Origin of the sequence: Acinetobacter sp. YH01005, assembly GCF_013420465.1 — a bacterium.
Classification (GTDB): Bacteria; Pseudomonadota; Gammaproteobacteria; order Pseudomonadales; family Moraxellaceae; genus Acinetobacter; species Acinetobacter amyesii.
Genome location: NZ_VOYA01000015.1, coordinates 22,956 through 49,213, shown reverse-complemented (window position 1 = coordinate 49,213; position 26,258 = coordinate 22,956). Strand labels below are relative to the sequence as shown.

At 42.7% G+C, this 26,258-nt stretch carries 22 protein-coding genes; 7 read left to right on the top strand and 15 right to left on the bottom strand.

What is annotated here, in order from left to right:
• Nucleotides 1-6: 6 nt before the first annotated feature.
• Nucleotides 7-3,321: a type VI secretion system Vgr family protein gene (locus tag FTT72_RS11480; RefSeq protein ID WP_180178404.1), complete on the bottom strand. Its 3,315-nt coding sequence runs from the start codon at nucleotides 3,319-3,321 to the stop codon at nucleotides 7-9.
• Between the two features lie 231 nt (nucleotides 3,322-3,552).
• On the opposite strand from FTT72_RS11480, the gene FTT72_RS11475 reads away from it, so the two are divergent.
• The 3 genes from FTT72_RS11475 to FTT72_RS11465 all read left to right on the top strand — a co-directional run bounded on the left by FTT72_RS11475 (nucleotide 3,553) and on the right by FTT72_RS11465 (nucleotide 7,842).
• Nucleotides 3,553-4,707: a methionine aminotransferase gene (locus tag FTT72_RS11475; protein WP_180178403.1), complete on the top strand. Its 1,155-nt coding sequence runs from the start codon at nucleotides 3,553-3,555 to the stop codon at nucleotides 4,705-4,707.
• 147 nt (nucleotides 4,708-4,854) lie between these two features.
• Nucleotides 4,855-6,222, top strand: a complete 1,368-nt coding sequence (locus tag FTT72_RS11470) for an MATE family efflux transporter (protein WP_078191490.1) — start codon at nucleotides 4,855-4,857, stop codon at nucleotides 6,220-6,222.
• 252 nt (nucleotides 6,223-6,474) lie between these two features.
• Nucleotides 6,475-7,842: an LLM class flavin-dependent oxidoreductase gene (locus tag FTT72_RS11465; protein WP_180178402.1), complete on the top strand. Its 1,368-nt coding sequence runs from the start codon at nucleotides 6,475-6,477 to the stop codon at nucleotides 7,840-7,842.
• A 163-nt stretch (nucleotides 7,843-8,005) separates the two neighbouring features.
• On the opposite strand, the gene FTT72_RS11460 is transcribed toward FTT72_RS11465, so the two are convergent.
• Nucleotides 8,006-8,830: an ABC transporter ATP-binding protein gene (locus tag FTT72_RS11460; protein WP_078191493.1), complete on the bottom strand. Its 825-nt coding sequence runs from the start codon at nucleotides 8,828-8,830 to the stop codon at nucleotides 8,006-8,008.
• Between the two features lie 45 nt (nucleotides 8,831-8,875).
• Entirely contained in the window at nucleotides 8,876-9,091 is a 216-nt protein-coding gene (locus tag FTT72_RS11455; RefSeq protein WP_067765474.1) for a molybdopterin-binding protein, read from the bottom strand.
• Nucleotides 9,092-9,321: 230 nt separating this feature from the next.
• Here FTT72_RS11455 and FTT72_RS11450 point away from each other — a divergent pair, with 230 nt between their 5' ends.
• Nucleotides 9,322-10,416: a sigma-54-dependent Fis family transcriptional regulator gene (locus FTT72_RS11450; protein WP_180178401.1), complete on the top strand. Its 1,095-nt coding sequence runs from the start codon at nucleotides 9,322-9,324 to the stop codon at nucleotides 10,414-10,416.
• 171 nt (nucleotides 10,417-10,587) lie between these two features.
• Here FTT72_RS11450 and FTT72_RS11445 read toward each other — a convergent pair whose 3' ends face one another.
• The 9 genes from FTT72_RS11445 to FTT72_RS11405 all read right to left on the bottom strand — a co-directional run bounded on the left by FTT72_RS11445 (nucleotide 10,588) and on the right by FTT72_RS11405 (nucleotide 20,524).
• Entirely contained in the window at nucleotides 10,588-11,418 is an 831-nt protein-coding gene (locus FTT72_RS11445) for an ABC transporter permease (RefSeq protein WP_078194039.1), read from the bottom strand.
• Between the two features lie 21 nt (nucleotides 11,419-11,439).
• On the bottom strand, nucleotides 11,440-12,273 hold the full coding sequence (locus FTT72_RS11440; protein ID WP_078191496.1) for an ABC transporter ATP-binding protein: 834 nt from the start codon (nucleotides 12,271-12,273) through the stop codon (nucleotides 11,440-11,442).
• 2 nt (nucleotides 12,274-12,275) lie between these two features.
• Nucleotides 12,276-13,331 (bottom strand): ABC transporter substrate-binding protein, encoded by a 1,056-nt coding sequence (locus tag FTT72_RS11435; RefSeq protein WP_257233422.1) that lies wholly within the window; start codon nucleotides 13,329-13,331, stop codon nucleotides 12,276-12,278.
• 12 nt (nucleotides 13,332-13,343) lie between these two features.
• Entirely contained in the window at nucleotides 13,344-14,138 is a 795-nt protein-coding gene (locus FTT72_RS11430) for an ABC transporter permease (protein ID WP_180178400.1), read from the bottom strand.
• Entirely contained in the window at nucleotides 14,135-14,983 is an 849-nt protein-coding gene (locus FTT72_RS11425) for an ABC transporter permease (protein ID WP_111885793.1), read from the bottom strand. Before FTT72_RS11425 ends, FTT72_RS11430 begins: the two co-directional genes overlap by 4 nt.
• The gene (locus tag FTT72_RS11420; protein ID WP_180039784.1) at nucleotides 14,980-16,233 is read right to left on the bottom strand and encodes an MFS transporter; all 1,254 of its coding nucleotides are present in this window, start codon (nucleotides 16,231-16,233) and stop codon (nucleotides 14,980-14,982) included. Before FTT72_RS11420 ends, FTT72_RS11425 begins: the two co-directional genes overlap by 4 nt.
• 9 nt (nucleotides 16,234-16,242) lie before the next feature.
• Nucleotides 16,243-17,298, bottom strand: coding sequence for an ABC transporter substrate-binding protein (locus FTT72_RS11415; RefSeq protein ID WP_180178399.1), 1,056 nt, complete (start codon nucleotides 17,296-17,298; stop codon nucleotides 16,243-16,245).
• 33 nt (nucleotides 17,299-17,331) lie between these two features.
• The gene (locus FTT72_RS11410; protein WP_180178398.1) at nucleotides 17,332-18,813 is read right to left on the bottom strand and encodes a carbohydrate porin; all 1,482 of its coding nucleotides are present in this window, start codon (nucleotides 18,811-18,813) and stop codon (nucleotides 17,332-17,334) included.
• A gap of 880 nt (nucleotides 18,814-19,693) precedes the next feature.
• The gene (locus FTT72_RS11405; RefSeq protein WP_078194047.1) at nucleotides 19,694-20,524 is read right to left on the bottom strand and encodes an SDR family oxidoreductase; all 831 of its coding nucleotides are present in this window, start codon (nucleotides 20,522-20,524) and stop codon (nucleotides 19,694-19,696) included.
• A gap of 224 nt (nucleotides 20,525-20,748) precedes the next feature.
• Here FTT72_RS11405 and FTT72_RS11400 point away from each other — a divergent pair, with 224 nt between their 5' ends.
• The 3 genes from FTT72_RS11400 to phoR all read left to right on the top strand — a co-directional run bounded on the left by FTT72_RS11400 (nucleotide 20,749) and on the right by phoR (nucleotide 23,756).
• Nucleotides 20,749-21,432 (top strand): TetR/AcrR family transcriptional regulator, encoded by a 684-nt coding sequence (locus FTT72_RS11400; protein WP_180055687.1) that lies wholly within the window; start codon nucleotides 20,749-20,751, stop codon nucleotides 21,430-21,432.
• Between the two features lie 231 nt (nucleotides 21,433-21,663).
• Nucleotides 21,664-22,374 carry a phosphate regulon transcriptional regulator PhoB gene (gene phoB, locus FTT72_RS11395; protein ID WP_078191504.1) on the top strand — a complete coding sequence of 237 codons (711 nt, stop codon included), beginning with the start codon at nucleotides 21,664-21,666 and terminating at the stop codon, nucleotides 22,372-22,374.
• 23 nt (nucleotides 22,375-22,397) lie between these two features.
• On the top strand, nucleotides 22,398-23,756 hold the full coding sequence (phoR, locus tag FTT72_RS11390) for a phosphate regulon sensor histidine kinase PhoR (RefSeq protein WP_180107659.1): 1,359 nt from the start codon (nucleotides 22,398-22,400) through the stop codon (nucleotides 23,754-23,756).
• Here the strand turns inward: phoR and FTT72_RS11385 are convergent.
• The 3 genes from FTT72_RS11385 to FTT72_RS11375 all read right to left on the bottom strand — a co-directional run bounded on the left by FTT72_RS11385 (nucleotide 23,753) and on the right by FTT72_RS11375 (nucleotide 25,996).
• Nucleotides 23,753-24,430 carry a glutathione S-transferase family protein gene (locus FTT72_RS11385; RefSeq protein WP_180024720.1) on the bottom strand — a complete coding sequence of 226 codons (678 nt, stop codon included), beginning with the start codon at nucleotides 24,428-24,430 and terminating at the stop codon, nucleotides 23,753-23,755. The two genes, phoR and FTT72_RS11385, sit on opposite strands and share 4 nt — an antisense overlap.
• A gap of 151 nt (nucleotides 24,431-24,581) precedes the next feature.
• A complete protein-coding gene (locus FTT72_RS11380; protein WP_078191507.1) occupies nucleotides 24,582-24,980 on the bottom strand; it encodes an OsmC family protein in 399 nt (132 codons plus the stop codon).
• Nucleotides 24,981-25,048: 68 nt separating this feature from the next.
• Nucleotides 25,049-25,996 (bottom strand): pirin family protein, encoded by a 948-nt coding sequence (locus FTT72_RS11375; protein ID WP_180135614.1) that lies wholly within the window; start codon nucleotides 25,994-25,996, stop codon nucleotides 25,049-25,051.
• Nucleotides 25,997-26,258 lie beyond the last annotated feature (262 nt).

Genomic DNA, 26,258 nt, shown 5'->3' with positions numbered 1-26,258 from the left:
TACCTTCTATATTTCTAAATTAATTTCATCACAAAGATGCATTTCGTCATCACATCCGCAACCTTGAATTTCTTCATCTAAAGACTCTGCATCCATTGCTGCATTTTTTTGATATAGAGTTATATAAGCACCTGGTACTAATGCCAGTTCTACATTTTCAATAGCATCACTATAAATACGTGCACTACTTTGTTGCTCAAACTGGTACTCAGCTTCAATTTTTTTAGAATGGTTAATAAGTTTATATTTCATATTTTTTAATATATTAGTATCAAATATTTGACTTAAGTCAAATCTCATACTATACAGCCCACTTTCAGGCAGCTTAGGCAATTGTGCATTTACAGTCGCTCCTCCCACAAAACTATGCTGCCCCGCCTTACTCTCAAACTTGCCGCCTGTCGTGGTAAATATTCCGCTGCCATTAATTTTCAGTTGCGAGCCCCCTGCGGTCAGCACTATTTCTTTAGGACTTGTAATTTCAATTTTATCTTCCGTTGAAATGAGCTTAATCACCTTTCGTGCAATTGCTTCAATAGCATCATCTTGGGCTTGTAATTCAACTTTCCCTTTTGCGGCATAAGCACTCAGGCCCTTTTGAGCCGCAAACAAACTGATTTTGTCTTGTGCATGACTGACAATATTCTTTTGAGCACTGAAATTAATCGAACCTTGCGCACTTTCTGCAATATCCTGCGAGGCTTGTAAAACAATATCTTCCGGTGTAGTGAGTGCAATACCATTAGGTGATGCAAGCAACATCAACGCTTGGCGGAATAATTTGCCTTGTTCTTGTTTTGCCGCTGTATTGGATTTTTCTAAACCTTGCGCATAGCCTTCCATAAAGCCTTGTACTTTTTCTAATGCTTTTATGGGTGTCATCGCTGGTGGCAAACCAAAACCACCATTATTCAATAAATCATCAGGGTTAAATTTGATGTCTTCGATCAATTTACCCACATCTTTTAATACTTTTAATGGATCTTCTTTTAGGTTACTTTTCAGACTTGCAACCCGCCCTTGAATCACATCCTTACCATTTTCTTCAATATGATCTATGACAGACTTTAAGTTATCAAAGGCATCTTCGGCATCATTAAAAAATGCTTTAAATTCTTTTACTGTACTTTTGACATCATGTGCGATTGAGCCCATTTCTTTGACAAAACTTTTGCAGTTTTTTAACGCTGCCAATGGGTCTCGACTTAGCTCCTCCTTGAACAAATTTAAAGTCGCTTTGACACCTTCAGTAGTACTTTTGATTTCTAAAGAGTTTATTAACTTCGGCAAACGATTAATCACATTTAATGCATCGGTCTGTTGCTTTACGGCTAAACCGCTCAGCATATTCATGCTCTGATGCCCTTGATTTAAAAGAGACTGAGCTTCAGCAGCAGCAAGATGATCGGCAACTGCTTTATCCTGCGCATAGGTACTAATGAGTAAACCTTTACCTGCACGCATTGCTCCCCAAGCATCCGTTCGCAGCTCAAAACCCTCACCACGGCCATGGCTACTGTCTTGTTCTTTAGGATGGCTGAGATTACCTAAATTCAGCTGTGTCGCTGCATGACTACTTTGTAATTGGGTACTGATCTGCCCCGTCGTGTCATCAAAGCGCAGTTGGTTAAAGCCTGCTCCCGCAACTTCTTGTGAGCGGATACCACTGAGTTTTTTGGTTTCAGGAAGCTGACCTTTGAGGTCAAACATGGTCTGAGATCGCTCAGCCTCATGTATTCGTCCTACTACAAAGGGACGATCCACATCACCCTCAAAAAAGTCGATGACCACGATCTCACCAATACGAGGATGGAAACGTGCCCCATAACCTTCACCCGCCCATGGAGTCAGTACATCGACCCAAGCCGAGTCACTGTCATTATCATTACTCCCTGCTCCACCATCATGACTGTGGTCATCGCTGCGGGTGAACGTAAACCGAACTTTGATACGCCCCCAAGCATCGACATAAATACTTTCACCTTCTGGACCGACCACTTTAGCCCGCTGTGGAAACGCAGGTGGCCGGTGTAATAAAGGATCATATTCAGGCACCACAGAAATTTGCCGACGGACCACATATAGGTCATTGGCCTGCCGTTCATCCCCTAAAGATAGCCAACGGCTCGCCGCAAGTAACTTTTCTAATTGAACCAAAATATCTTTGGGTAAATTGTTCTGGTTATAAAATGCTTTCCCCAGTATGAGAAATTCACGATCTGTCGTTTGATGTTGATCGATTTCAGGATGATTTTCTAATTCAAACCAATACCCAACTTGCGCATCCCGCACGCTACTGCTGGCGGTAAAATATTTGGCTTGTAATTCCTGATATTGATTGAGTTGCCGATTCAACTGATCCAATTGCTGTGTATTTGAAGTGGTCGCCTGATCTGTACCTTTAAGGTCGGTTGTCCAGGCCGAACTCATGGTCCACGCCTGCTCTAAACTTAAGGTTTCATTGTGCTGTTGCTCACTCTGTGCATGGGCGCTTAAGAGCGGATTACTTTGGTCTTGTGCCAAATGTTGAGCTTGCCAACGCTGCGTTTGAATCGTGGTCGATTGTAAAAAGCGTTCTGCCACAAAACTGGTGATTGTGTCCAAACGTTCCGTGGCATGACTACGATGAAAGCGAATCTTTTTCCGTTCCAAAGCACTATAAGCCTGATTCGTATCAATTAAACGCAGCTGCTGTGCTTGCATCGGTGCAGCCGAAAATGCGACAAATAACTCCGCTTCATCAATTAACCAATTGATCCCTTCACTGCGCCAAAGGCGGGTCAAAAATGCATAATCACTTTCATTCGCCTGCATGGTGAATGGACGCACATCATAGGTACGTGCCAGTCCCTCTAAGTTCAAGCTTAAACTGGCAGCAAACAGCGCACTTTTTTTCTGCCATTCACTAAAAATAATCTCGGTCATCTCCCCTACCGATTTATTCATAAAGACACGGCTGTTACGACGCTTATGCCAGAGTGCTGTGGCATCCTCAATCACCAGCTTATAAACGGTCAATGCACCATCACTTTGACCTTGGCTTGCACCTGTAATCACACCAGTCAGGCGACTGAGTTGTCCCAAATCTGTCACTTGATCGACAGCCACTCGGCCGCCTATAAACTGCTTTAAAGCCAAATGAGCATTGGTCGAGAGACAAATAATTTCCGCACGAAAGCCTTGATTAATACGGTGTTGACCTTCAATCCGTTGAATAAAAACTTCAGAATTTAGATGTTCATTTGAGAAATGAATGTGTAGCGCACGTTTCTGTACGCTAAAGCCAAAGTTTTCCACCATGGCGTGAATATTTTTAAGCATTGTTATTATGTATTTAATTTTTTTTAATGACGGCATTTTAGGAAATGTTTATTTTTTCGTCTACCCTATTTTGCAAATAATTTGTTGAATTCTTCTTTTTGGCTTTTATATCACTTTAGGATTCAAGTGAATAGGAACGTCAATACTGGATCAATTTTGCTGATCTAACTTTTCGCAGCCGCTGAGATGCTGCTACACTCAAAATGCAACCTATTAAAAATTTTAAGCTCCATGATCACAATTGAATCCAAACTGCCTGCACAAGGTGTGACTATTTTTAGCGTCATGAGCGCAATGGCGCAGCGTCTAAATGCACTGAATTTATCTCAAGGTTTTCCTGATTTCCCTGCACCTCCAGCGCTGTTAAATGCGCTAAGTGATGCGACGCAACAGGGTTTTAACCAATATGCACCCGGCGATGGACTGATGCATTTGCGTGAGCAATTGGTTCAACTGTTTGCCCATCGCGACCAATTAAATATTGACCCTCACACCGAAGTCACCATTACCCCGGGTGCAACCATTGGTATTTTTAGTGCCATTCAAGCCGTGGTTCATGCGGATGATGAAGTGATTATTTTTGATCCGAGCTATGACAGTTATGCGCCCAGTGTAAAATTGGTTGGGGCTCAACCCATTCATATTGCCTTAGAGACGCCCCATTTTACTGTGGATTGGAATCGTGTTGCCGCTGCAATTAACCATAAAACCCGAATGATTATTGTCAATACACCGCATAATCCAACAGGTGCTGTTTGGGGGCGTGAGGACTGGCTCAACTTGATCGAACTGATTCGAGATAAAAATATTATTGTGCTGTCGGATGAGGTCTATGAGCATTTAATTTTTGATGGTCGTCAGCATCTATCTGCTTTGTCATTTCCTGAGCTGCGTGAACGTAGTTTTGTCGTGGGTTCATTTGGTAAAACTTTTCACGTCACAGGTTGGAAAACCGGTTATTGCATTGCAGCGCCAGCCTTGATGCAAGTGTTTCGCCAAATCTATCAATTTGCCAATTTCTGCGGTGTTACGCCCGTACAAATGGCACTGGCTAACTTTATGGCAGAACATCCTGAGCACATTGCTGAATTGGCCGATTTTTACCAAGCTAAACGTGACCGTTTCAATGCGGGCTTAAGCCACTCTAGATTTGAGTTGATTCCATCGGCAGGTACCTATTTCCAAAACCTTGATTACAGTGCCATACGCCCAAATTTAAGCGATGTGGAAATGTGTCAGTTGTTGGCAGAACAACATAAAATCGTGGCGATTCCTGTCTCAGTGTTCTATCAAAAACCGCCTGAAAATTTACGATTATTACGTTTCTGTTTTGCCAAACAAGATGCCACCTTAGATCGAGCTGCAGAGATTCTCTCCACAGTTTAAAGCAGTATCTGCCAAAACGTTTTTTTAAAACAGACATGTAGAAATAATGAAGCCTTGGTTACTCAAAAACTAAGGCTTTTTTGAATGCAAACATGATAGTGTTATCAGTAACTTAAAATCATAAAACGCCGCGTCTAGGACCTGAGCATGTCAAAACAACAGTCCCTCGTTACTCAGCAAAATTTATGGAAAACGTTTTTAGTTTTTCTGGTGCCTTTGATCGCCACCAATATTTTGCAGAATTTATCTGGGACCATTAACACCGTTTTTGTCGGTCAGATGCTTGGGGTACATGCCATTGCAGCCGTCGCGGTATTTTTCCCAATTTTGTTCTGTTTAATGGCTTTTGTGATTGGACTATCGGCAGGTGCAACCGTGTTGGTGGGTCAAGCTTGGGGCGCGCAAAACCTTGAAAAAGTTCGTACCGTCGTGGGTTCCACGCTGTTTATGACCTTGATTGGTGGCAGCATCATTGCCTTTTTAGGGGTGATATTTGCCAAGCCCATTTTATTGGCCTTAGGCACAGCCCCAGACGTGATGCATTTATCTTTGCCTTATGTGCAATGGATGCTTGCCGGTAGCCCACTGCTCTTTATTTATATTATTTATACCTCGATTTTGCGTGGGGTCGGTGACAGTACAACACCGCTGATTGCATCGGGTATGACCATTGGTTCAGGGCTGATCATTACACCCGTGCTGATTGCCGGAAAATTTGGATTTCCAAGTTTAGGTATTATTGCCCCTGCCATTGCCAGTCATATCGGCTTTTTAATTGCTTTGATATTTTTATATTTCTACTTAAAAAAGAAAGATCACCCGCTCAAACTCGACTTCGAGTTGATTCGTCATATTCGCCATCAACATGATCTCAGCAAAATTATCTTAAGACTGGGGATTCCAACGGGTATTCAGATGGTCACTACCTCTGTGGCCGGTCTCGTGATTGTCGGCTTAGTTAACCGCCATGGTGCTGATGCTACTGCAGCATATGGCGCGGTCAATCAGGTTTTGAACTATATCCAATTCCCAGCCTTGTCCATCGCGATTGCGGCCTCTATTTTTGCAGCACAAGCCATTGGTTCAGGTCATTCTGAATTAATTAATCGTGTGAAACGTACGGCCATCGGGATGAATTTCATTATTACTGGTATTTTGGTGGCATTGGGCTATTTGTTCTCTAAATATTTAATGGCGCTGTTTATTACAGATCCTGAAGTTGTGGTTCTCGGTCAAGAATTGCTGTTCATTGTGCTTTGGTCGATTTTATTTTTTGGTGCCAGTGCGATTTTTGCTTCCATTATGCGGGCCAGCGGAACAGTGACCGTGCCGATGATTATTAATATTATGGCCATTATTTGCATTGAAGTGCCGTGTGCCTACCTGTTCAGTGAATGGTGGGGCTTAAAAGGTATTTGGTATGCCTATGCCTTGGCCTTTGTCAGCTTATGTATTTTACAAGGGCTGTATTACCAACTGGTATGGAGACGAAAAGCCATCAAAGTATTGCTATAAAGTTTGCTAATAGCGTTCAATGCCAATACACGCTTTAAGTTTACATATGGAAAATCTTGTACTGATCCATGCATAAAGTTTGCCGTTAAACTGCTGTTTATTTTTCAACACATGGCTTTATATCCTGTTGATTTATCTACACTTAGAACCAATTAAAATTAAAACCCTCTTATTTTCAAATAATTACGGTTTGGCATAGATTTTGTTCTTATCCCTTTTATCTTTTAAGAATAATTGGGATGAGAAATTTTTATGTCTAAACGTCAAATTCGCTTAGGGGCATTCGTACCAGGGACTTCGCAACATGTGGCAGGTTGGCGCCATCCGCAGGCTCGCCCACAGGATAGTCACAATTTAAAATACTTTATTGAACTGGCAAAGACCGCAGAGCGTGGCTTATTTGATGCCTATTTCCTTGCGGATGTTCCCGTCACCGTCGATCCTGATACAACACCTGATTTGGGTCTCAATGGCACCTTCTCTGCCGGGCTCGAACCGGTATCCCTATTTTCTGCACTTGCAGCGGTAACCGAACATATAGGCTTTATTGCCACAGCGTCGACCACCTATGAAGCACCTTATAATTTAGCGCGAAAATTTGCCTCTTTAGATCATCTGTCTGAAGGTCGGGCGGCATGGAATGTGGTGACCACTTCTGGCAGTGTGGTTTCAAAAAACTATGGCATCAATGATGCGCTGCTCCCCAAAGAACGCTATGAACGTGCGGATGAGTTTATTGAAGTGGCACAAAAGCTTTGGGACTCTTGGGAAGATGATGCCTTTGAATACAATAAACAGACTGGGCAATTTTTTACGGGCGATAAACTGCATCCACCTCGCTTTAAGGGTAAACATCTTGCGGTACATGGTGCATTAAATATTGCTCGTCCACCACAGGGCTATCCCGTGATTGTACAAGCGGGACAGTCTGAAGATGGTCGTGAACTAGCCGGTAAATATGCCGAAGTGATTTTTACAGCACAGCAGAACTTAGCAGATGCGCAAGCCTTTTATCGTGATGTCAAAAACCGCTTAGTGAAATATGGCCGCCATGCGGATGACTTAAAAATCATGCCGGGTGTGTCGATCTTTGTTGCACAAACTGAAGCCGAAGCTCGGGCAAAATACGATGAATTAAATGCATATATTCATCCGACTTTGGGACTGAACTTACTCAAACAATTGGGTGGTTTTACTGAAGACCTGTCGCAATTTGACCTCGACCAAGCGCTGCCAGAACATTTAACACAGGCGCAAAATGGCGCAAGCCGTCAACAACTGATTTTAGAGATTGCCCGTAAAAATAATTTTACCATCCGACAACTTTACCAATGGGTTGCAAGCGCACGTGGGCATTGGACACTGATCGGAACACCCGAACAAATAGTCGATCAACTACAAGCGTGGTTTGAAAATGAAGCGGCAGATGGTTTCAATATTTTGCCACCAACCACACCTGCAAGCTTAGATGATTTTGTGGATTTGGTTGTCCCTGAACTGCAACGTCGTGGTCTATTCCGCACGGCTTATGAAGGCAAGACCTTACGTGAAAACTTAGGTTTAAAACGACCTGAAAACCAATATGTTTTAGAAAAAAGACATACCTCTCAAGCCTCATAAACCAACGCTTGATAAAACTGAAAAACAAATGCCCCAACTGGGGCATTTTTATGGACTGAAATTGATCTAGCTTAAACGATGATCATACTGACTATATTTGATAAGCCTAAAAAAGCCCTGAATTCGGGGCTTTTACATTGTCTATGAGATGGTCAATCCAGACTTACCATGCAAATTTATAATCAGCAAATCGGTGAGATAAAGGTTCAAGCAACTGATCTTTTACTGGATCACTAAAGTCAGTCAAAATGTCATTTTTAATATTGGTCAAACGGACATCTTCTCGTTTACGCGGATGGGCTAAATGAATATCTACAATACGTTTAATTCGTCCCGGATGTGGCTGCATGACCACAACCCGATCACCCAAAAATACCGCCTCTTCGACATCATGAGTGACAATAATCATGGTGATTTTTTCACTTTGCCAGATTCGCTGTAATTCATCCTGTAAATTTTGCCGCGTCAACGCATCGAGTGCGCCAAAGGGCTCATCGAGCAGTAAAATCTGTGGTCGATTCACCAAACTCCGGGCAATCGCCACACGTTGATTCATCCCACCAGACAACTGCGAAGGATAAGCATCTTTAAATTGGGTTAATTTGACCAACTCTAAATGTTCATCAATCAATACATCTTCTTCTGCACGGCTAAACTGACTTTTATGCAAGGCAATCCGTACATTTTCCCGTACCGTCAACCATGGAAACAGGCGATGATCTTGAAACACGATGCCGCGTTCCAAACTCGTGCCCTGTATAGGCTGACCATCAACCAAAATTTGGCCCTGAAACTGACGCTCTAGACCAACCAACAACCGTAATAATGTGGATTTTCCGCAGCCACTACTTCCCACAATACTGATGAACTCACCCGGCTGAATATTCAGGTTAATGTCCTCAAGTACGGTTAAGTCTTCTTGCTTTTGTGTGGGATAATGTTTCGTTAGCTGCTGAATAGAAACCGAACCAGCTTGTTCTACGCTCATATCATTATTCTCTATTTGTGCTGACAAACTTTGCTGGACTAAACCTTAGAGTTTAGCCAGTGACACTTCCGTCGATTTAATTAACACCACTACCTCTGAACCTACTTTTAAGTCTAAATCCTTCACCGAACGCGTCGTGATCACGGACGTAAAAAAGCCCGCTTTGGTTTCCACATCAATTTCTGAAACCACAGGACCCTCTACGATTTCATTAATCACGCCTTTGAATTGGTTTCGCACATTTACTGAAGTAATCGCCATTTTAATTATGCCTTTTGTTATTAAGAGAGCTTTACTATAAAACAGTTCAATCACTTGCTATATCTTGATTTATCCTTTAGTTATCCCGATTTTATTTATCTTAAAATCAGATAAATAATCCACGCATGAATTTATCGGTGAAACTGATATTTAAATATCGAATTATTATTTATCTTTTATTTTTAAATCTTTCATCATGATCTGCATTTTCAACAACTATAAGAAAAGATATGTCTATTTTGACCCACCCTGCAGTGCCCTCTGCACTGAAACATAAACGGGCAACAGCAACGGTCTTTGTAGATCCGTTATCGCAAGCGTTGTTGTCTCGAATTGAACAAATTGCACCAAGTGAGGCCAATGCACTCATCATTGGTGATACAGGCACAGGTAAAGAATTGGTTGCACGCCAAATCCACCAATTGAGCCATCGTGCCAAAGGTCCATTTATCGCAGTGAACTGTGGTGCCTTTACCGAATCCTTGGTCGAAAGCGAATTATTTGGACATGAAAAAGGAGCCTTTACAGGGGCAATTAATAGCCGTGTCGGTTGGTTTGAAGCAGCCCATAATGGCACCTTATTTTTAGATGAAATTGGTGACCTGTCCTTGCCTATGCAAGTCAAATTACTCCGTGTTTTACAAGAAAGAGAGATCGTTCGAGTCGGCTCACTCAAATCCATTCCAATTAATGTCCGAATCATAGCCGCAACCAATGTCGATTTAGAGCATGCCGTACAGGACGGGCGTTTCAGGGAAGATTTATTCTACCGCTTACATGTGGCGTTGCTACGCATTCCACGTCTCTCAGAGCGTCGTGGTGACATTTTGCCTTTGGTTAAACACTTCATTCAGGTCTATCAAACCAACCCACATGACACACCATTACGCCTCAGCCCATTGGCGCTCAAGAAACTCCATTTACATAGCTGGCCGGGAAATATTCGCGAATTAGAAAATACCATTCAACATGCGATTTTAGTCAGTGAAAAAGGTGTGATTGAACCAGAAGATATTAGTTTTTCGAGTATTCAAAGTGCATCGTCGTTTTCGCGTGCAGAACCTTTTAACTTACAAAATGCCACCTCTGCTGTAACCAACATCAAAGATATTCAAGATGCTGGACAATTACTTGAGCAGACCTTTTTACAAATTTTTCAAGCCGCAAATCAACTTAAGCATGACAATATTAATGAGCTGATTGAAGAAAAATTTATCCGAAGTGCGTATCAGCACTGTCAATACAATCAAGTGCATACGGCTCGTTTGCTTGGAGTGACAAGGAATGTAATTCGCACTCGCCTAATTAAATATGGCTTATTATAAATAAGTCATATTTTTATTTACTCCACATTAAAATAATAATCCCAAAAACTGATACATAAATATTCATCTACATTATTCTTTATTCATTGCATTATTTTAAGTATAAAAAATCAGTAATAAAAAACCTCGGTATATCCCGAGGTTTTTATTTATTTTTCCATTTTGTCTAGATTATTCCACGGGGTTTCGTTTCCACGCTGTAAAGTATTTTTCTAGTCCAATCAAGAAATAGTTAAAGGATAAACCCACGAGGGTAATGACTAATATGCCTACAAACATTTGTGGAATTTCAAAGCTAAATTGCGAATAAATAATCAGATATCCCAGACCTGCTTTGGCACCAAACATTTCTACTGCAACTAGGGCCAAAATCGAAATCGCCCCTGCAAGACGGATACCGACAAAAATCGTGGGTACGGATGCAGGTAGAATCACTTTTCTGAACAATTGATAGGGTTTTAGGCCCATGGTTCGTGCCGATTTAATCAGTAAGGGATCGACCGTTTGTACGCCTGTAATAGTGTTCAATAAAATCGGCCATGTGCACGCGTAGACCAACAGACTGATTTTTGAGGTTTCACCAATGCCTAAAAATAAGATAAACAGCGGCATCAACGCCAATGCTGTGGTATTTCGAAACAATTCTAACAATGGATTTAAGGTTTCAGCCACGAGCTTGTACCAACCAATGATGAGACCTAAAGGAATTGCGATCGCTAGGGCCAAAATGAAACCAATAATGGAACGCTTTATACTGGCCAAGAAATGGATGCCTAATTGACCGCTTTGATATAGCTGCCATGTGGTTTCCAACACCACAGATAGCGGCGGTAAAAAGGCTGGATTGACCACACCACTCCGCGGCAGAATCTCCCACAGCAAGAAAAAAGCCACAATGGCAATGGTGCGTTTAAAGACCGTGTTTAACCAAGTGAATTGTAGTCTGGGTTTAATGTCGTTATACGATTGCGTATAACTGATGGCTTGTTTAGTCGATGACATAAATAAATCCTCTGGAATATTTTAGTTATGTGCAAGCTGTTTATGTTTTTCGAGGGCTTGCGCTTTAATCACTTCTTCACTGAGCAATGACCAAATTTTATGGCGAATTCGGCCATATTCAGGCAATGAACGGACATCTTCACTGGAGCTGCGCAGGCTTTGCGGAATTTCAATCACTTCCTTAATTCGCCCCGGTCTTGAGGTCATAATCGCCACGCGCTGACTCAGATAAATCGCTTCATCAATACTGTGAGTAATAAAAACAATGGTTTTTTTCGAGCTTTTCCAGATATTGATCAGCTCGGCCTGTAAGGTTTCTCTGGTTTGCGCATCCAAGGCAGCAAAGGGCTCATCCATCAATAAAATTTCTGGTTCATAAGCCAAACTTCGGGCAATCGCAACCCGCTGCTTCATCCCGCCCGAGAGTTCATTTGGATAATGCTTTTCAAAGCCACTTAAGCCCACAAGCTGCAAATAGTATTCGGCTTTTTCACGGCGTTCTTTTTTTGCTACGCCTTTGGCTTCTAGACCAAATTCAATATTTTCCAGTGCGGTTAACCATGGATAGAGCGCATATTGCTGAAACACAATGCCACGGTCTAAACCCGGTTGAGTAATCTGCTTGCCACTCAGTAAAATCTGCCCTGCAGACGGTTTGGTTAAACCCGCAATTAAGTCTAATAATGTAGATTTTCCACAGCCACTTGGCCCCACGATTGAAACAAATTCACCCGGCTGAATATCCAAAGTGACATTTTCTACGGCAACAAATTCAGGCTTATAGTTTTTACTGCCGACATGGTTTTGTGCAGGAAATACCTTACGCACGTGATCTAAATGTAATGCACTGGTCATTGTTATATTCCTTTTGATTTTTGGTCTTTCGCATAGGGATTAAATTCATTGCTATAGATGCGACTGACCTCAATTTGATTCGGTTTTAATTTGTGTTCTTTTTCTAAGGCACTCACCCATGGGGCAAAATCCTGATCTTTTTGCACACCACCCACTTCGTGGACACCTGTGCCTGTGTAATATGGAATAAGTGCTGTATTTTCATTGCGTTGACGTTTTTCAATAATGCTTTCCATACGGGCAATGATTTGCTCTTTCGGCGTGTTGTGTAACCATTCCTGTGCTTTGGCTACGCCACTGACAAAGGTGCGAGCCAACTCAGGATGCGCTTGAATAAACTCTCCGCGCATCGAAAAACTGCCTGCAGTGAAAGGACCGTATAAATCAATATCTTTAAAGATGCTGCGTACACCACCATGTTTTAAGGCCCGTTTTTCCAAAATGCCTGAGAACACCGCAATATCAATTTGACCATTCCGTAGAGCTTGTTCTGAGCTCACTGGTGGCAACATAATCAGCTCAACTTGACGGATTTCATCATCGGTTAATCCATGGCGAGCCAAATAATCTTTCACCACAAAATCATAATGCGCCCCATAGGCATTCACTGCGACTTTCTTGCCAATAAAGTCTCGTGGGCCACGAATAGGACTATTTTCTAGCACGTAGAAACCCACGTTTTGCTCAGCATCGCTGCCATAAGATGCCACGACTGGGACAACATCTAGACCCGCGGCAATAACTTTCACCACAGCGCCATTAAAGGCTCCGGCGAAATCAACATCTCCGGCCACCAAAGTGAGTAAATCTTGTGGCCCACCTTGTACCGTGCCAACATAACTGAGTTTAATGTCGCCTAAATAGCCCAAGTCTTGTGCCAATTCAGGTAAGGACACCAGTCCCGGATAGCTTTGATAGCGTAGTTCTTTTAAAGCCACTTGCTGAGGTTCATCCACTCGCTGCGTGCTGCAACCCACCAAGGCTGTGCCACCGACCAATGCTGCAAGGAACATATTGCGCCAGAGTTGAGGAATGTTATGGATTGTCATTTTTTTCATTGTTATGTTCTCCTATCCAACCTGCTGCCAAGCTAAAACTTTACGCTCAACCCAAGTCAGTACCGTATTGAGCAACACGCCCACAATTCCTATCAGCAACATGCCAAAAATAATCAGTTCGACATCAAAAGCCTGACGCCCTTGAATCACGATATTGCCCAGACCATTGCCATAGTTCGCCAATAAAAATTCAGAGCCGATGGTGGCAAGCCATGCGAAAATCAGCCCAAGTTGTAAACCGACAAAAATCTGCGCCGAAGCACCGGGTAATATCAATTTACGAAACGCGTATGTCTTGGGAAATTGATAGACTTCGGCCACTTCACGATATTTATGCGAAATACTGCTCACACCTTCAAAGGTGTGTAGCGCCACGGGATAAAACACCGATAAGGTAATAAACAGCACTTTGGCGCCGTGTCCCTCACCTAAAAAGGTCGAAATGAGTGGCAACCATGCAAACAGCGAAATTTGACGCAATACATGAAAGCTCGGTGCAAATAACCAATTCGAAAGGCGTGAACTCGCGATCAAGATCCCAAACAACACACCTGCTATCGCACCTATGCCATAGCCGATAAAATTACGTGCCAAACTTTCGGCAAAGCCTGTCAAAAAGCTCGGTTGTTGGAGCACGGTCACAGCTTTTTGCAGCACGAGCCATGGACTAGGAATCAACTTTGGATCGACCCAGTTTTGCTGTGAAGCCACTGCCCACAGTGCGATAAATGCCACAGGTAGAACGAGTGCTTTTGCTGTTTTAACTAAGACTTGGTGCGCTACCCCGTGTAATGAAAGAATGCTCATGAGTTGCCTCCTACTCGGGTTGCATGAAAGCGTGCCGTTTTTTCTAACCAAGCCAGCAAGGTATCTAAGACATAGCCCGTAATACCAATCAGGATGATCGCCATGAAGATTAAGTCCATCTGCATTAGCTGACGTCCCCACACCATGAGATAACCAATTCCTTCACTACTTGCTAATAACTCGACAAAAACCAATGCCAACCACGCCTGCATAATGCCTTGACGTAAACCACTGATCACACTGGGTAGTGCAGCTGGGAAAATCACTTCTTTGAGTTTCTGCCAATTGCTGTATTGGTAAACCTCTGCCACTTCCATCAAACTATTCGGCACATGAGTAATGCCCTTATAGGTTGCAATCAACACCGGTGGTAAAACAGCCAATGAAATAGCGGCAATCTTCAAAGCCTCATCGATGCCTAAGAAAATCATCAATAATGGAATCCAGCCAACTATGGGAAATTGCGCAACAAGATTCACCGTCGGAAAAATAAAGTCCCGACTACGTTTGGCCAATCCCAACACAGTACCAAGCAAAATCCCGACACTGGCACCAAGCAAGACACTCCATAAAATACGTTTGGCACTGATAGCAAAATGAAAACTCAATTCACCGCTTTGCCATAATTCGACTGTGCTTTGCCACACCAGACTCGGTGCAGGTAAAATCTGCTCCGGCAACCACTGTTTCAGTGTTGCCACATACCATAGACCGAACAACAAAACTGGCATCAGGAGTCCACACGCCACTTGCAAAGTTAGTTTTAAATAGGTCTTAAAAAAATCCAACGCACTTCGGTCACTTTGCAAGGGAACCGAATGTGCAGATACATCCGTAAGGCTCATAATTCTTGTCCTTTTACGCTCTGTTCTGAGACATCAGGTTTTAAAAATTGAATAAATTCCTGATCTTTGCTGATCAAAATAATCAGACCAATAAACACCAGCCCGATCGGTAAAAATAAATTTTGTAGTCCAACCTGTGCGCCAAATACGGCGCCTATCAAGCCACCCAACAGTCCACCCGAAGGTCCGACGAGGGCTAAAATTGGAGAAATCTTAGCCATCGCGGTTTGCTCACCCACTCGGGCGAAAGACATAAAATTGGCGATATGCAACATACCGAGTCCAAGTCCAAACATGACCGAAGCAGGCCACATCAACAGCGTGATTTTGGTTAAGGCTAAAATCAGTAATGCCGTTGCCATCAGGCTTAGGCCAATCAAATAAAACTTTTGATAACCCATCAGCTCAGCCAAACCGCCCATGCTAAATAGCGATCCCACAAAGACAATGCCTTGTACGGTCAGCAGCATCACTGCCATTGGCTCCGAAAGTGCAAAACTTTGGATAGCAATCACCACAATGAAAAAGCCAAAGTAGTTATTTGCCACGCTGCTCAAAAATTCCAATATGCAGACAATCCGTAGCGAGGCATGGGTTTTGATGAGTGCCAAAGGCGCCACAATATCTCGCCATTGAAAATGCGGGCGATTCGTCGCTTGCGGAGTACTACGTTGAAAGCACCACGGAGCCAACAGCAAGGTGCCTAAAAAAAGCAAAGACACCACATAAAAACTTCCGCCATAGCCGAAATGCTCGACCAACAACACGCTCAATGCAGGCGCAATCAGGAAATATCCCATCATGTGCGAACCGCGAAACCAACCCGCACGGACTGGACCTAAACGCTTTAAATTGCTCAAAAAAACGGTATTGATCGAAACAAAACGCATGGGTAAGACAAAACTCACCAAGGCAGTCACCGCAAAGAGATACCATGCACCAGCTTTGAGTGGCGTTAAGCTATACACCACGGCGCCCAACACACTGCCGATGCAAAATATTTTCAAAGATCCAAAGCGCTGTACCAACACGCCAATCGGCAATGCCATGATCAAAATGCCAAAATTTTGCGCTGCAGAAATTAACCCCAATTGCAATTCGGTGGCTTCTAAATGCACGGCATACAAGGAAATTAATACCCGTGCTACACCCACACCCAGTCCAGCCAAAATCGTAAGCAGCACAAAACTGCTCATAAATTTGGTGGTTAATGGACTGGCAATCACATTGCTTTCAATCGGACGACTCATGGCTGCGACTTACTTCGGTTGACCTTGAGCATTAAATTGGCGCCAGTAACCCTCTAACTTCAGCTCTTTCAAGGCATTATTCAGATACTTCGGCTCATACCATGTTTTGGTATCCACATCACGACGGATTAAACGAGCGTCTTTGGCAATTTTTAAAGCACTGTCAATTTGTGAACGGTGGAACTCGTCTAATAGCGGTGTAGTACGGTCTTTTAAATTCCAGCCATCCCACGTTTTTTGATAATCCACCAACGGAATGCCACTTTGTGCCCAAAGTTTATATTGCGCACTACGATTAGCTTCTTGAGAACTCCACTGCGCTTGTTTAATCAGTGTCGTCACGACACGTTGCACCACCTCTGGATATTGTTTTTCAAAACTTTCTGTCACCCAAAAGTGCGCAATCGGTGCAACTTTAGGATCTTTAATTTCTAGTAATGTTTTCGCCACACCACGCGCTTGCAAACTAAACGGTGAAGTAATCGTGGCATCAATATCACCTGTCGCTAACGCCGTACGTGCCGAATAGGCATCTTGCGAAATCACTCGTAAATCACGCTCTGCTAAATTGTATTTCGCTAACACACGGTTAAAGACGATCTGACCATTGGTCCCTTTAAAGACGGAGAATTTTTTGCCTTTTAGATCTGCAAAGGATTTGGCATTTGATCCGGCAGGCACCACCACATAGGTAGGACCAAAACGCCCTGTCGAGAACAACACTTTGGTTTTTAATCCCGTCGAACGTCCAACCAATGAGGGCAAATCGCCATGCAATGCAAAGTCCACTTTGCCATTGGCTAAAGCTTCATTGGTTGCAGGGCCTGCTCCTGGGAAAAAGAGCCAATTCACCTTAATGCCATCATTTTTAAATTCTTGTTCGAGCACACCTCGTAAATGTGCTGTAGCTACAAAACTACCGCCCACTTTGGGTTTACCCCCCTCACCCGCAGCTGATACTGAAATGCGAATTTCTTTGGGATTGGCAGCATGCAATTGAATGCTTAAACCAAGTGCTGAAAGTGCCAAGAATGTAGCTGCGATTTTTTTAGAGATAATTTTCATTTTAAATGTTCCTTAATGGTTTAAATTTTTGAATTAAAAGGTGTACTGAACCTGAGCTTGTAGCTCATTGGTGTCTTTTTGATTTGCCGTTTCGACATCAAACAGGTAGTGATTCAGCTGTAATTGGAATTTTGTGGTTTGCGCAAAAAATAGGTTTAAACCCAAAGAGTGAATGTCATATTCACCAATACGACCGCTCGCGGTATCGAGATAGCTTGCGTTGTTTCTATTCGGGTTATAGCGGTCAAAACGGTAATAGCCTTGGACTGACTTCGGCCAGAAACCATCAAATTTGGCATTGGATTTAATACTGTTGTAGAACTGATCACCCAAGGTGTAGAAAGCGGTAAAAGTATGCCCTTCCGCTTTGGCTTCTTTGATGTCTTGGGCTACGGTGTCAACATAATCGGTCTTGCCTTGCAGATATTCATAGGTCACGCCAAATGGGGCATGGTTATAATAAATATCGAAACCCAAACGATCACGTTTCGCAGCATCATCAGTGATTCCGCCGGCTGAAATTTTCGATTCGCCTTTGATATAAGAGGCACCGAACTTCAACTCACGGAAAATGCTGGCGTAGTCCACTGGCAAGGTAAAAGCCACACGACCGATATAATCTTTGCCGTTGTTGTCATCTGCCTTATTACTGGCATTCCCATTGGTTACCCCTAAGGCATACTCAAACAGCGGCGCACGGTAGTTCGATGCAAAGTCGACAAAAGGTTTGGCATCACCACGGACGATAAATCCATTTTGACGGTTAAACAGTCCTAAAAAGGTCGAAGCTGCAGCGGTACTAATGGTTGGACGCAAATCTTCAGGAGACTGCACATCTAAACCAAAGGGTAATAACTGCTGACCGAGCGTAAAGTTGAGTTTGGCAGTTTCAGGGCCCGCATTGGTGGCAAAAGCGTTATAGCGAACAAAGGCATCTAGTAAGTTAAAGTTACTGTTATTGGTGCCATCATTGCGTTTGCCATAACCAAAGGACAATTGATAATCGAGGTTTTTGCCTTCATTATAATCACGGAATAAATTCCCGCGCACACCAATCAGCGCAGTCCCAATATCAAATGTCGATTTGGTTGCACCCAACACACCCGTTTCATCGAGCGCACTGGCACGTAGTTGAACTGTGCCATACAGGGTTGTATCACGAGTCGATTTGGTGATTTGACGTTCATATTGACGTGACTGATCGTACTTATAGTTTTCAATATCTGCACGTAAGCCGTCGATATCTTCGGATGTTGCTGTGGTTACTTCTGAAACCTGCGTTTCACCTTCAACATCAGCGGCGTTGGTCGTATCTTCTGTCGTCAACGCGGCCGTTTCTACGACTTTACTTTTGGTCGTCCCAGATTCCACTGCATTTAAGCGTTTTTGCAAACTCTCAATTTGTTGTTTTAAGCTGCTCAGTTCTTGCTGAAGTGCTTCATCCGATGCAAAACTCAGCGGACTGGTTGCGGATAAAATCAGTCCGACCGCAACGGTTAATGTGGTTTTTTTCATGATTTGGTTTCACTAACATTTTTCCCAAAGCGCAAAATCCCCCAACCCCATGCAAGGTGCATGAAGTGAATGTACTGCGTGGGTTTTTTAAAAATTAATCTGAGTGGTCATAGGTTTTATTCAACTTATGCACGACCGAAACTCGAAGACAGCTTTTAGAATTTAAGCGCGCATCATCGCGAGTGTCATAGCACAACAACATGCCTGTTGTAGGACACGAAAAGCAGAAAGATATCGATGCGTAAAAGTACTCATAAATGTTCCATACAGTGGTGAGTTTTGTTCACTCTAATATGGCAACAACTGTGCCAACATTTTAAGTATTTATTTTTTAAAGTTTTATTATTTAAACCTGATAAATTCTGTTGGTTTTAACGCCAAATAACTGTTGGTTATTCAACAGTTGCTTATTTCAAATCATCAGTTATTTCCATTTTTATATCTCATTTTATGAAATAAGAAATACGCTTTGCGCTTTTAATAACTGATGTTACGCCTGTAAAAGTAATTTCGGATTTTTAAAATGATTTTTAAATCTATTCGATGGAGTCTTACATCTAGGGATTGAATAACGGGATTAGCCTTCGGCTGGAGGTACTCTTACGAAACGTTGTTTCTCATTCGACAAAATGAGAAGCGTGCTTCGCAAGGAAACCATCTTGCGGTGCAATACACCTCACCGACAAAACTCGTTTAATACCATCAAATGATTCAAAGGATCGCAAAAACATTTTTGATTAAAAGTCGTCTTGTCTCAAACAATTGCGGATGACACTACCGCGTATCGTTCTTTTATTTGGATCAAATTGCGCTTCTGATATTACTAGAGCATAAAAAAACCCACTGACGTGGGCTCTTTTCAATTGATTTTAATTACCGCTTATTGACCAAATTTAGTCGCCATGGCAGTTAATTTTTGATAACCCGTCGGAAGCAAACGTTGAATTAAATCAATCGCTTTTGCATCATTACCAATCAATAAACGACGCTTATCTTTTTGTACTGCTTCAATGATTTGACGAGCCGCTTCTTCAGGTGGACAACGCAAGAATTTATTAAAGGACTGTGCCGATTTTTGCGGGTTCATGCCTAAACTTTTCAGGCTATCATTCATTTTTGCGGCATTGGCAATATTGGTACGAATCCCGCCCGGATGTACACATAGCGCACTCACGCCACAGTTTTCAATATCCAATTCTTGGCGTAAAGATTCGGTAAAGCCACGTACTGCAAATTTAGTGGCATTATATGCCGACTGTGTTGGCTGTGCCGTTAAGCCAAACAAGCTGGAAATATTGATGATATGACCTTCACCACTTTGCTTAATATACGGTAAAAACTCCTTGGTGCCATAAACCACACCCCAGAAGTTAATATTAACAATCCACTCCAGCTCTTCGTAGCTTGCCCCTTCAACGGTCGTACCCAATGCCACACCCGCATTGTTAAAAATCATATTCACGGAACCATGATCTTTAACGGTCTGTGCTGCCCATGCTTTCATTGCCGCAAGGTCTGACACATCGAGTTTTTGCGTGGTTACACGTACATTGCTGGCTTTCACCAATTCAACGGTTGCCGCTAGACCCTGTTCATTCACATCGCTTAAAGACAAATGACAGCCTTGTTTCGCCAAAAGCACAGCCAATTGCTGACCAATACCTGAACCTGCACCTGTAATGGCAGCCACTTTATTTTTGAAGTTTTTCATTGTGATTCCTTATTCCTTTATGCTGCCGCTTGGCTTTATCACAGCGTGATCTCATTTGCCAATGTGTGCAGTTCGTCGACTTAATATAGTTTTGACAATACATATTGTCAATGTCATCTTAGGACGTGCTAAGCTGTTGAAATCGCCAATGCTTAAACATAGGTTTAAACTGAAATTATTGCTAAAATAAGACAAAATTCTGCTTTAGTTCAGCGTATATTTTCATGACAGATGCAACAAATCACACAGAACAACAACAGGCAAAAAATGTGAAGGAACGTCAATTTAAAGGGCTTTCTCTCAGTGAACGTAAGCAAGCGCGACGTGAAAAACTGATTGAAGCCGGTATAGAAGCCTATGGTACACATGGCTTTTTTTCAGTGACTGTGAAAGATATTTGTTTGGAAGCCAAGCTGACCGAACGCTATTTTTATGAATCATTTAAGAAAAGTGAGCAACTGTTCCAGACCATCTTTTTAAAATTAATCGATGAACTGCAACGAAACGTGATGCAAGCCATCATGCAAGCATCAACCGATTCTAAAAAAATGATTGAAGCGGGTTTAACTGCCCTACTGTTAACCTTAAAAAATAATCCCCGTATGGCGCGCATCATTTACATCGATGCTATGTTGGTACAAGAGCTACATAACCAAGCCACAATTCATGAAACCATGATGCGCTTTGACCGTATGATTCATGCCTTTGTCATGCTCATGATGCCGAATATTGATCGTTCAGAACGTGAAATTTCAATGGTCGCAACTGGTCTCAATGGTTATGTCACCCAAATCGCGATTCGTTGGGTCATGAGTGGTTATAAACAGCCGATTGATGAGGTTTTATCGTCATGTAGCGTGGTCTTTTTGGCCTTGTTAGATGCTTTCTCTGAAAAACCCAGTAAATAAATTTTGGCCTCAACACTGATCTTTACAATTTTTTTTGAATGATTTTTTTGTGACAACAGCATGATGCAAAGCCCATGTTGTTGAATATTTCAGGATTTAAATTGTCACAATTTCTTTCTAAACCCCAATGAAAGATCATTTTTGCAATGATACTGTCATAATTAATCTTTGTAATAAGCCTGTCATAAATATAAAACGGTCTACCGTTTACATAAAATAGGGTATTGCGCTGTGAAAGATGACTATATTTTAATCGTCGACGACGAACTCCCGATTCGGGAAATGATCCATACTTCACTGGATATGGCTGGTTTTCAATGTCAGCAAGCTGAAGATGCCAAACAAGCGCACCAAATGATTGTAGATCAGCGTCCTGCACTGGTTTTATTGGATTGGATGATGCCTGGTGGCGTGAGTGGTGTAGACCTATGTCGTCGTTTAAAACGCGATGAAAATTTGTCAGAAATTCCAGTCATCATGCTCACTGCACGTGGTGAAGAAGACCATAAAGTCCAAGGTCTAGACGCGGGCGCAGATGACTACATGACCAAACCCTTTTCCACCCGTGAGTTGGTGTCACGGATTAAAGCGGTGCTGCGTCGCTCAAATGCATTGGGTGGTGAAAAAACCATTGATGCCAATGGTTTAATCCTCGATCCAGTCAGCCAACGTGTCAGCTTTGGCAACACCATTTTAGATATGGGACCGACTGAATATCGTCTATTGGCCTTTTTCATGACTCATCCTGAACGTGCCTATACCCGTGCTCAATTATTAGATCAGGTTTGGGGTGGAAACGTGTATATTGAGGACCGCACCATTGACGTTCATATTCGTCGTTTGCGTAAAGTTCTTGAACCTTTCCAAGCCGATCGTTATGTCCAAACTGTTCGTGGTACAGGTTACCGTTTCTCTACCCGTGCAGACGCTGTGATGGGTTAGTCATTTTAGGTCTTTAATTTTCTATGTACGAACCGTATCCCGTCCCAGAACTTGCCAGTGAACATAAAAAATTCCGTTACAGCAGTTTATGGACTTTTGCCAAGCAGGATTTAAGACTGCTGGCATTTTTCCTGCTCATTGCTGCACTCATCGGCTTTGGTACCGGGTACTTATGGATCTGCATCTTAATTGCCTTTGCAGTGTTTTTTGCATTGCAAATGCGTTCGCTGTACTTGGTTAACGAATGGATTTCAAATCGTCCCTATGATGTTCCGCCGAATTTAGACGGTATTTGGGGGGCTTTGCTCTTTAATGTATACCGTGCGCAGCGCCAAGAACGCATCGTACAAGCTGAAATGGTCGGCCTAATTGACCGCGCTCAATCTTCCTTGGTGGCGCTTGCTGAAGCGGTGGTATTGATTGATGAATTACACCAAATCGAATGGTGGAACCCTGCCGCAGAAAAGCTTTTGGGGATTCAACAGCTCGATCAAGGGCGCAATATTTTAAGTATTTTAAGACAGCCCAGTTTTATCGAATACTTTACCAATATCGATTTAGCACCCGATGGTTTGAAAATGAAATCATCGGTACTTGAAGACCATTATGTGCAAGTGAAATTGACCCGTTTTGGTCGCGAAAGTCGATTACTGGTGGCCTATGACGTCACACGTATGCATAACCTTGAGCAGATGCGTAAAGACTTTGTCGATAATATTTCACATGAGCTACGCACACCGCTCACGGTTTTAAGTGGTTATATCGAAACCTTTACCGATCAGGAAGATTTAAATCCACGCTGGAAACGCGCATTCGATCAAATGCAGTCTCAAACCCGCCGTATGAATGCTTTGGTTAATGACTTGTTATTATTATCTCGTCTGGAAAATGATAAAAAAGTTGCTAAAAATCAAATCATTGAAATGCCCAGCCTAATGAACCAACTATATGACGATGCACATGCTTACAATGTGGATTATGGACATACACTGAATCTCGAGATTGATAGTCACTGTGACCTAATCGGATCAGATATGGAATTGGCGAGTGCCTTTAGTAACCTCATCACCAATGCAATTAAATACACCCCCAAAGGCGGTACTGTGACCATTGGATGGCATGATGATGGTACGCATGGTTATTTTACCGTTGAAGATACGGGTATCGGGATTGACCCGAAACACTTACCCCGTTTAACGGAACGGTTTTACCGTGTGGACAGCGCACGTAGTCGCCAAACGGGAGGAACAGGTTTAGGTCTTGCCATCGTGAAACACGTTTTGATGCAACATCAGGCACACCTTGAAATTGAGTCCAAAGAAAACCGTGGTTCGCTGTTTAAAGTCGTCTTCCCTAAAGAACGCTTGTATCATGTGAGCTAAGCAGAATCATCCCGCCGGTCTTGCTGTGCTTCCAACTGTTGTTCTTGTTGTTTGGCACGGCGATATGCAGGACGCTGTTGCATCCGTTGTAAGAAAGCCTGAATTTGTGGATATCGCCCTTGCGTTCGGGTCATGACGGCTTCTAATGGAAACGTCATCTGAATATCCGCAAAGCTAAACGGTCCCGCAAAATATTCATTTTCCGCTAAATGGTTTTCTAAAAACTCGATATGTTCTTTTAAGCGAGGTCGTACAAAACCTTTTTTGACCCCATCACAAATGCGATTAGCTACGGGTTTGATGACCCAAGGTACATGGCGTGGCACATTGCTCATGACCAACTGCATCACCAATAACGGCATCAGAGAACCTTCGGCATAATGCATCCAAAAGCGATATTGTTGTTTTGAATGTTCCGCCTTGGCTGCAAAAAAATCATGCCGATCGTACTTCTCTTGTAAATACTCCAAGATCGCTGCAGATTCTACCAAGACCAGTCCATCATCCTGCAATATGGGCGACTTCCCTAAAGGATGGATGGCTTTAAGCTCAGGGGGAGCAGACAAATTTGGCTGGCGCAGATAAAACTGAACCTGATAATCCAGTCCTAATTCCTGCATTGCCCATAAAATACGAAATGAACGAGATTTTTCTAGATGATGTAGCACCCGCATGGGTTCATCTCCTATATGAAGTCTAAAATTTTCTTATTTCTGGCAAGCCATTATTATTTTGAAGTACTTAAATCATAAAAAGTGTCAGATCACTGCTTAGGGCTATATCAAAACTAAATTTTGCACAGTACAGCAGCGACCTGCTTTTAAATTAAACTAGAGTGGTTTTAATGTCTACACTGCGCAATAAAGTTTTTGTCACTGGGGTTTTTTCACAAATGGACAAGATTTTTTGCTCTAATTCTGCATCCAAGGGCGTTTGAAAATGTAGACGTCGCTCAACCCATTCAGCACCTTCACGGTTCGCACAAAAGTCTGCCTCGACACGAAACTCACCCAATTGAATTTGTTTATGTGCTGCATACATGCGCAAAGTAATCATGGTGCATGAAATTAAGGAGGCACACAGTAAATCATACGGTGCTAAACCTAAATCCCCGCCACCAAATGATTCGGGCTTATCGGTAATAAGTTGATGTTTTCCACTCTGAACTTCACCTGACCACGGTGCTTCTAAGGTGTTTACTGTTGCCGTTGCGACGATACCCATAATGACTCCCTCATGGTTATGCCGCACCATTTTTACCACAGGTACGGCTGTTCATTTTTATTTTTAAGTTAACGTGATGGACGCATTTTATCAGGGAAAGCCGGTGCTTCTAGTCGTGGACCATCATAGTCAGGAATAGAGCCAAAGCGTTCGTCCTGATTAATCCACTGCTCACGGGCAATATTCAATTCTTCTTGTGTGCGCCCCACAAAATTCCACCACAGTAGAATCGGTGATTCAAAAGGTTCGCCTCCTAATAATAAAACACGGCCACCTGCATGTAGGTCAATTTTGACTTGGGTCAAGCCCGGCTCAAGTACCACCATATTGTCTTCATTGAGCTCGTGACCATTGATACTGGCAGTCCCTTCGAGGGCCATAAAGCCATATTCAAATTTTGGATTGAGCGGCAGGACGGTACTTTGACTTTCCGAACTACGCAGATCGACCCCCAATAATTCACTATGTACTTTTACCGGCGATTTAGTCTGTAAAAATTCACCCACCAATACCGTCAATTCAATCCCGTCTTGTGTCACCACAGGCAACTCTGGGTAATGGTCAAACCGGGGCGCCATATTGATTTTGTCATCTGGCAATGCAATCCAAAGCTGCGCAGCATGCATTTGTGTTTCAGACTCTGGAGCAACCTCAGTATGCGAAATACCATAACCCGCTGTCATGAGATTGACTTGTTTGGGCTGAATTAACTGATGTGTGCCCAAACTGTCGGTATGCATCATGGTACCATCAATCATCCAGGTAAAGGTTTGCAAACCAATATGTGGATGTGGACCGACATCTAAGCCATCACCTTGCGGAAAATGCACTGGACCGGCATGATCAAGGAAACACCATGCACCAATCATCCGTTTATGACGACTTGGTAAAGCACGTTTAATCACTGTGCCTTGACCAATTTCAGCACGGCGCAGTGGAAATTCTTGAATGAACTGATTGACGTATTTTTCACAATCGTCGGAATGAGATATTTCTGTGTAATTGGTATTGGTCATATTCTTACCCTAAATTTGGCTAAGCCGATGCAAGGACTATCGGCTAGAGCTATGCATTTTTTCCATTATATCTGCATTAACTCAATCTTCTTCAGCTGTCATTAATACGCTGAATCACAGAGATAGGACAATCGTTTTTTTGTTGCCTAATATGACATACAGCATAACAGTTATTGATGCTTATTTAGACAATACCCAATGCAAAATTACTTGCTCAGATCACGTGAAATGTAAATTTAAGTAACATAAATTAACACTCACT

What these genes read in the sequence shown, in the direction of transcription:
- FTT72_RS11385 (WP_180024720.1), bottom strand. Translation starts at nt 24,430, where the DNA reads ATGCGGGTGCTACATCATCTAGAAAAATCTCGTTCATTTCGTATTTTA.
- FTT72_RS11415 (WP_180178399.1), bottom strand. Translation starts at nt 17,298, where the DNA reads ATGAAAATTATCTCTAAAAAAATCGCAGCTACATTCTTGGCACTTTCA.
- FTT72_RS11420 (WP_180039784.1), bottom strand. Translation starts at nt 16,233, where the DNA reads ATGAGTCGTCCGATTGAAAGCAATGTGATTGCCAGTCCATTAACCACC.
- FTT72_RS11445 (WP_078194039.1), bottom strand. Translation starts at nt 11,418, where the DNA reads ATGTCATCGACTAAACAAGCCATCAGTTATACGCAATCGTATAACGAC.
- phoR (WP_180107659.1), top strand. Translation starts at nt 22,398, where the DNA reads ATGTACGAACCGTATCCCGTCCCAGAACTTGCCAGTGAACATAAAAAA.
- FTT72_RS11405 (WP_078194047.1), bottom strand. Translation starts at nt 20,524, where the DNA reads ATGAAAAACTTCAAAAATAAAGTGGCTGCCATTACAGGTGCAGGTTCA.
- FTT72_RS11475 (WP_180178403.1), top strand. Translation starts at nt 3,553, where the DNA reads ATGATCACAATTGAATCCAAACTGCCTGCACAAGGTGTGACTATTTTT.
- FTT72_RS11465 (WP_180178402.1), top strand. Translation starts at nt 6,475, where the DNA reads ATGTCTAAACGTCAAATTCGCTTAGGGGCATTCGTACCAGGGACTTCG.
- FTT72_RS11440 (WP_078191496.1), bottom strand. Translation starts at nt 12,273, where the DNA reads ATGACCAGTGCATTACATTTAGATCACGTGCGTAAGGTATTTCCTGCA.
- FTT72_RS11425 (WP_111885793.1), bottom strand. Translation starts at nt 14,983, where the DNA reads ATGAGCCTTACGGATGTATCTGCACATTCGGTTCCCTTGCAAAGTGAC.
- FTT72_RS11460 (WP_078191493.1), bottom strand. Translation starts at nt 8,830, where the DNA reads ATGAGCGTAGAACAAGCTGGTTCGGTTTCTATTCAGCAGCTAACGAAA.
- FTT72_RS11455 (WP_067765474.1), bottom strand. Translation starts at nt 9,091, where the DNA reads ATGGCGATTACTTCAGTAAATGTGCGAAACCAATTCAAAGGCGTGATT.
- FTT72_RS11375 (WP_180135614.1), bottom strand. Translation starts at nt 25,996, where the DNA reads ATGACCAATACCAATTACACAGAAATATCTCATTCCGACGATTGTGAA.
- FTT72_RS11430 (WP_180178400.1), bottom strand. Translation starts at nt 14,138, where the DNA reads ATGAGCATTCTTTCATTACACGGGGTAGCGCACCAAGTCTTAGTTAAA.
- FTT72_RS11480 (WP_180178404.1), bottom strand. Translation starts at nt 3,321, where the DNA reads ATGCTTAAAAATATTCACGCCATGGTGGAAAACTTTGGCTTTAGCGTA.
- FTT72_RS11380 (WP_078191507.1), bottom strand. Translation starts at nt 24,980, where the DNA reads ATGGGTATCGTCGCAACGGCAACAGTAAACACCTTAGAAGCACCGTGG.
- FTT72_RS11450 (WP_180178401.1), top strand. Translation starts at nt 9,322, where the DNA reads ATGTCTATTTTGACCCACCCTGCAGTGCCCTCTGCACTGAAACATAAA.
- FTT72_RS11470 (WP_078191490.1), top strand. Translation starts at nt 4,855, where the DNA reads ATGTCAAAACAACAGTCCCTCGTTACTCAGCAAAATTTATGGAAAACG.
- FTT72_RS11435 (WP_257233422.1), bottom strand. Translation starts at nt 13,331, where the DNA reads ATGAAAAAAATGACAATCCATAACATTCCTCAACTCTGGCGCAATATG.
- FTT72_RS11410 (WP_180178398.1), bottom strand. Translation starts at nt 18,813, where the DNA reads ATGAAAAAAACCACATTAACCGTTGCGGTCGGACTGATTTTATCCGCA.
- FTT72_RS11400 (WP_180055687.1), top strand. Translation starts at nt 20,749, where the DNA reads ATGACAGATGCAACAAATCACACAGAACAACAACAGGCAAAAAATGTG.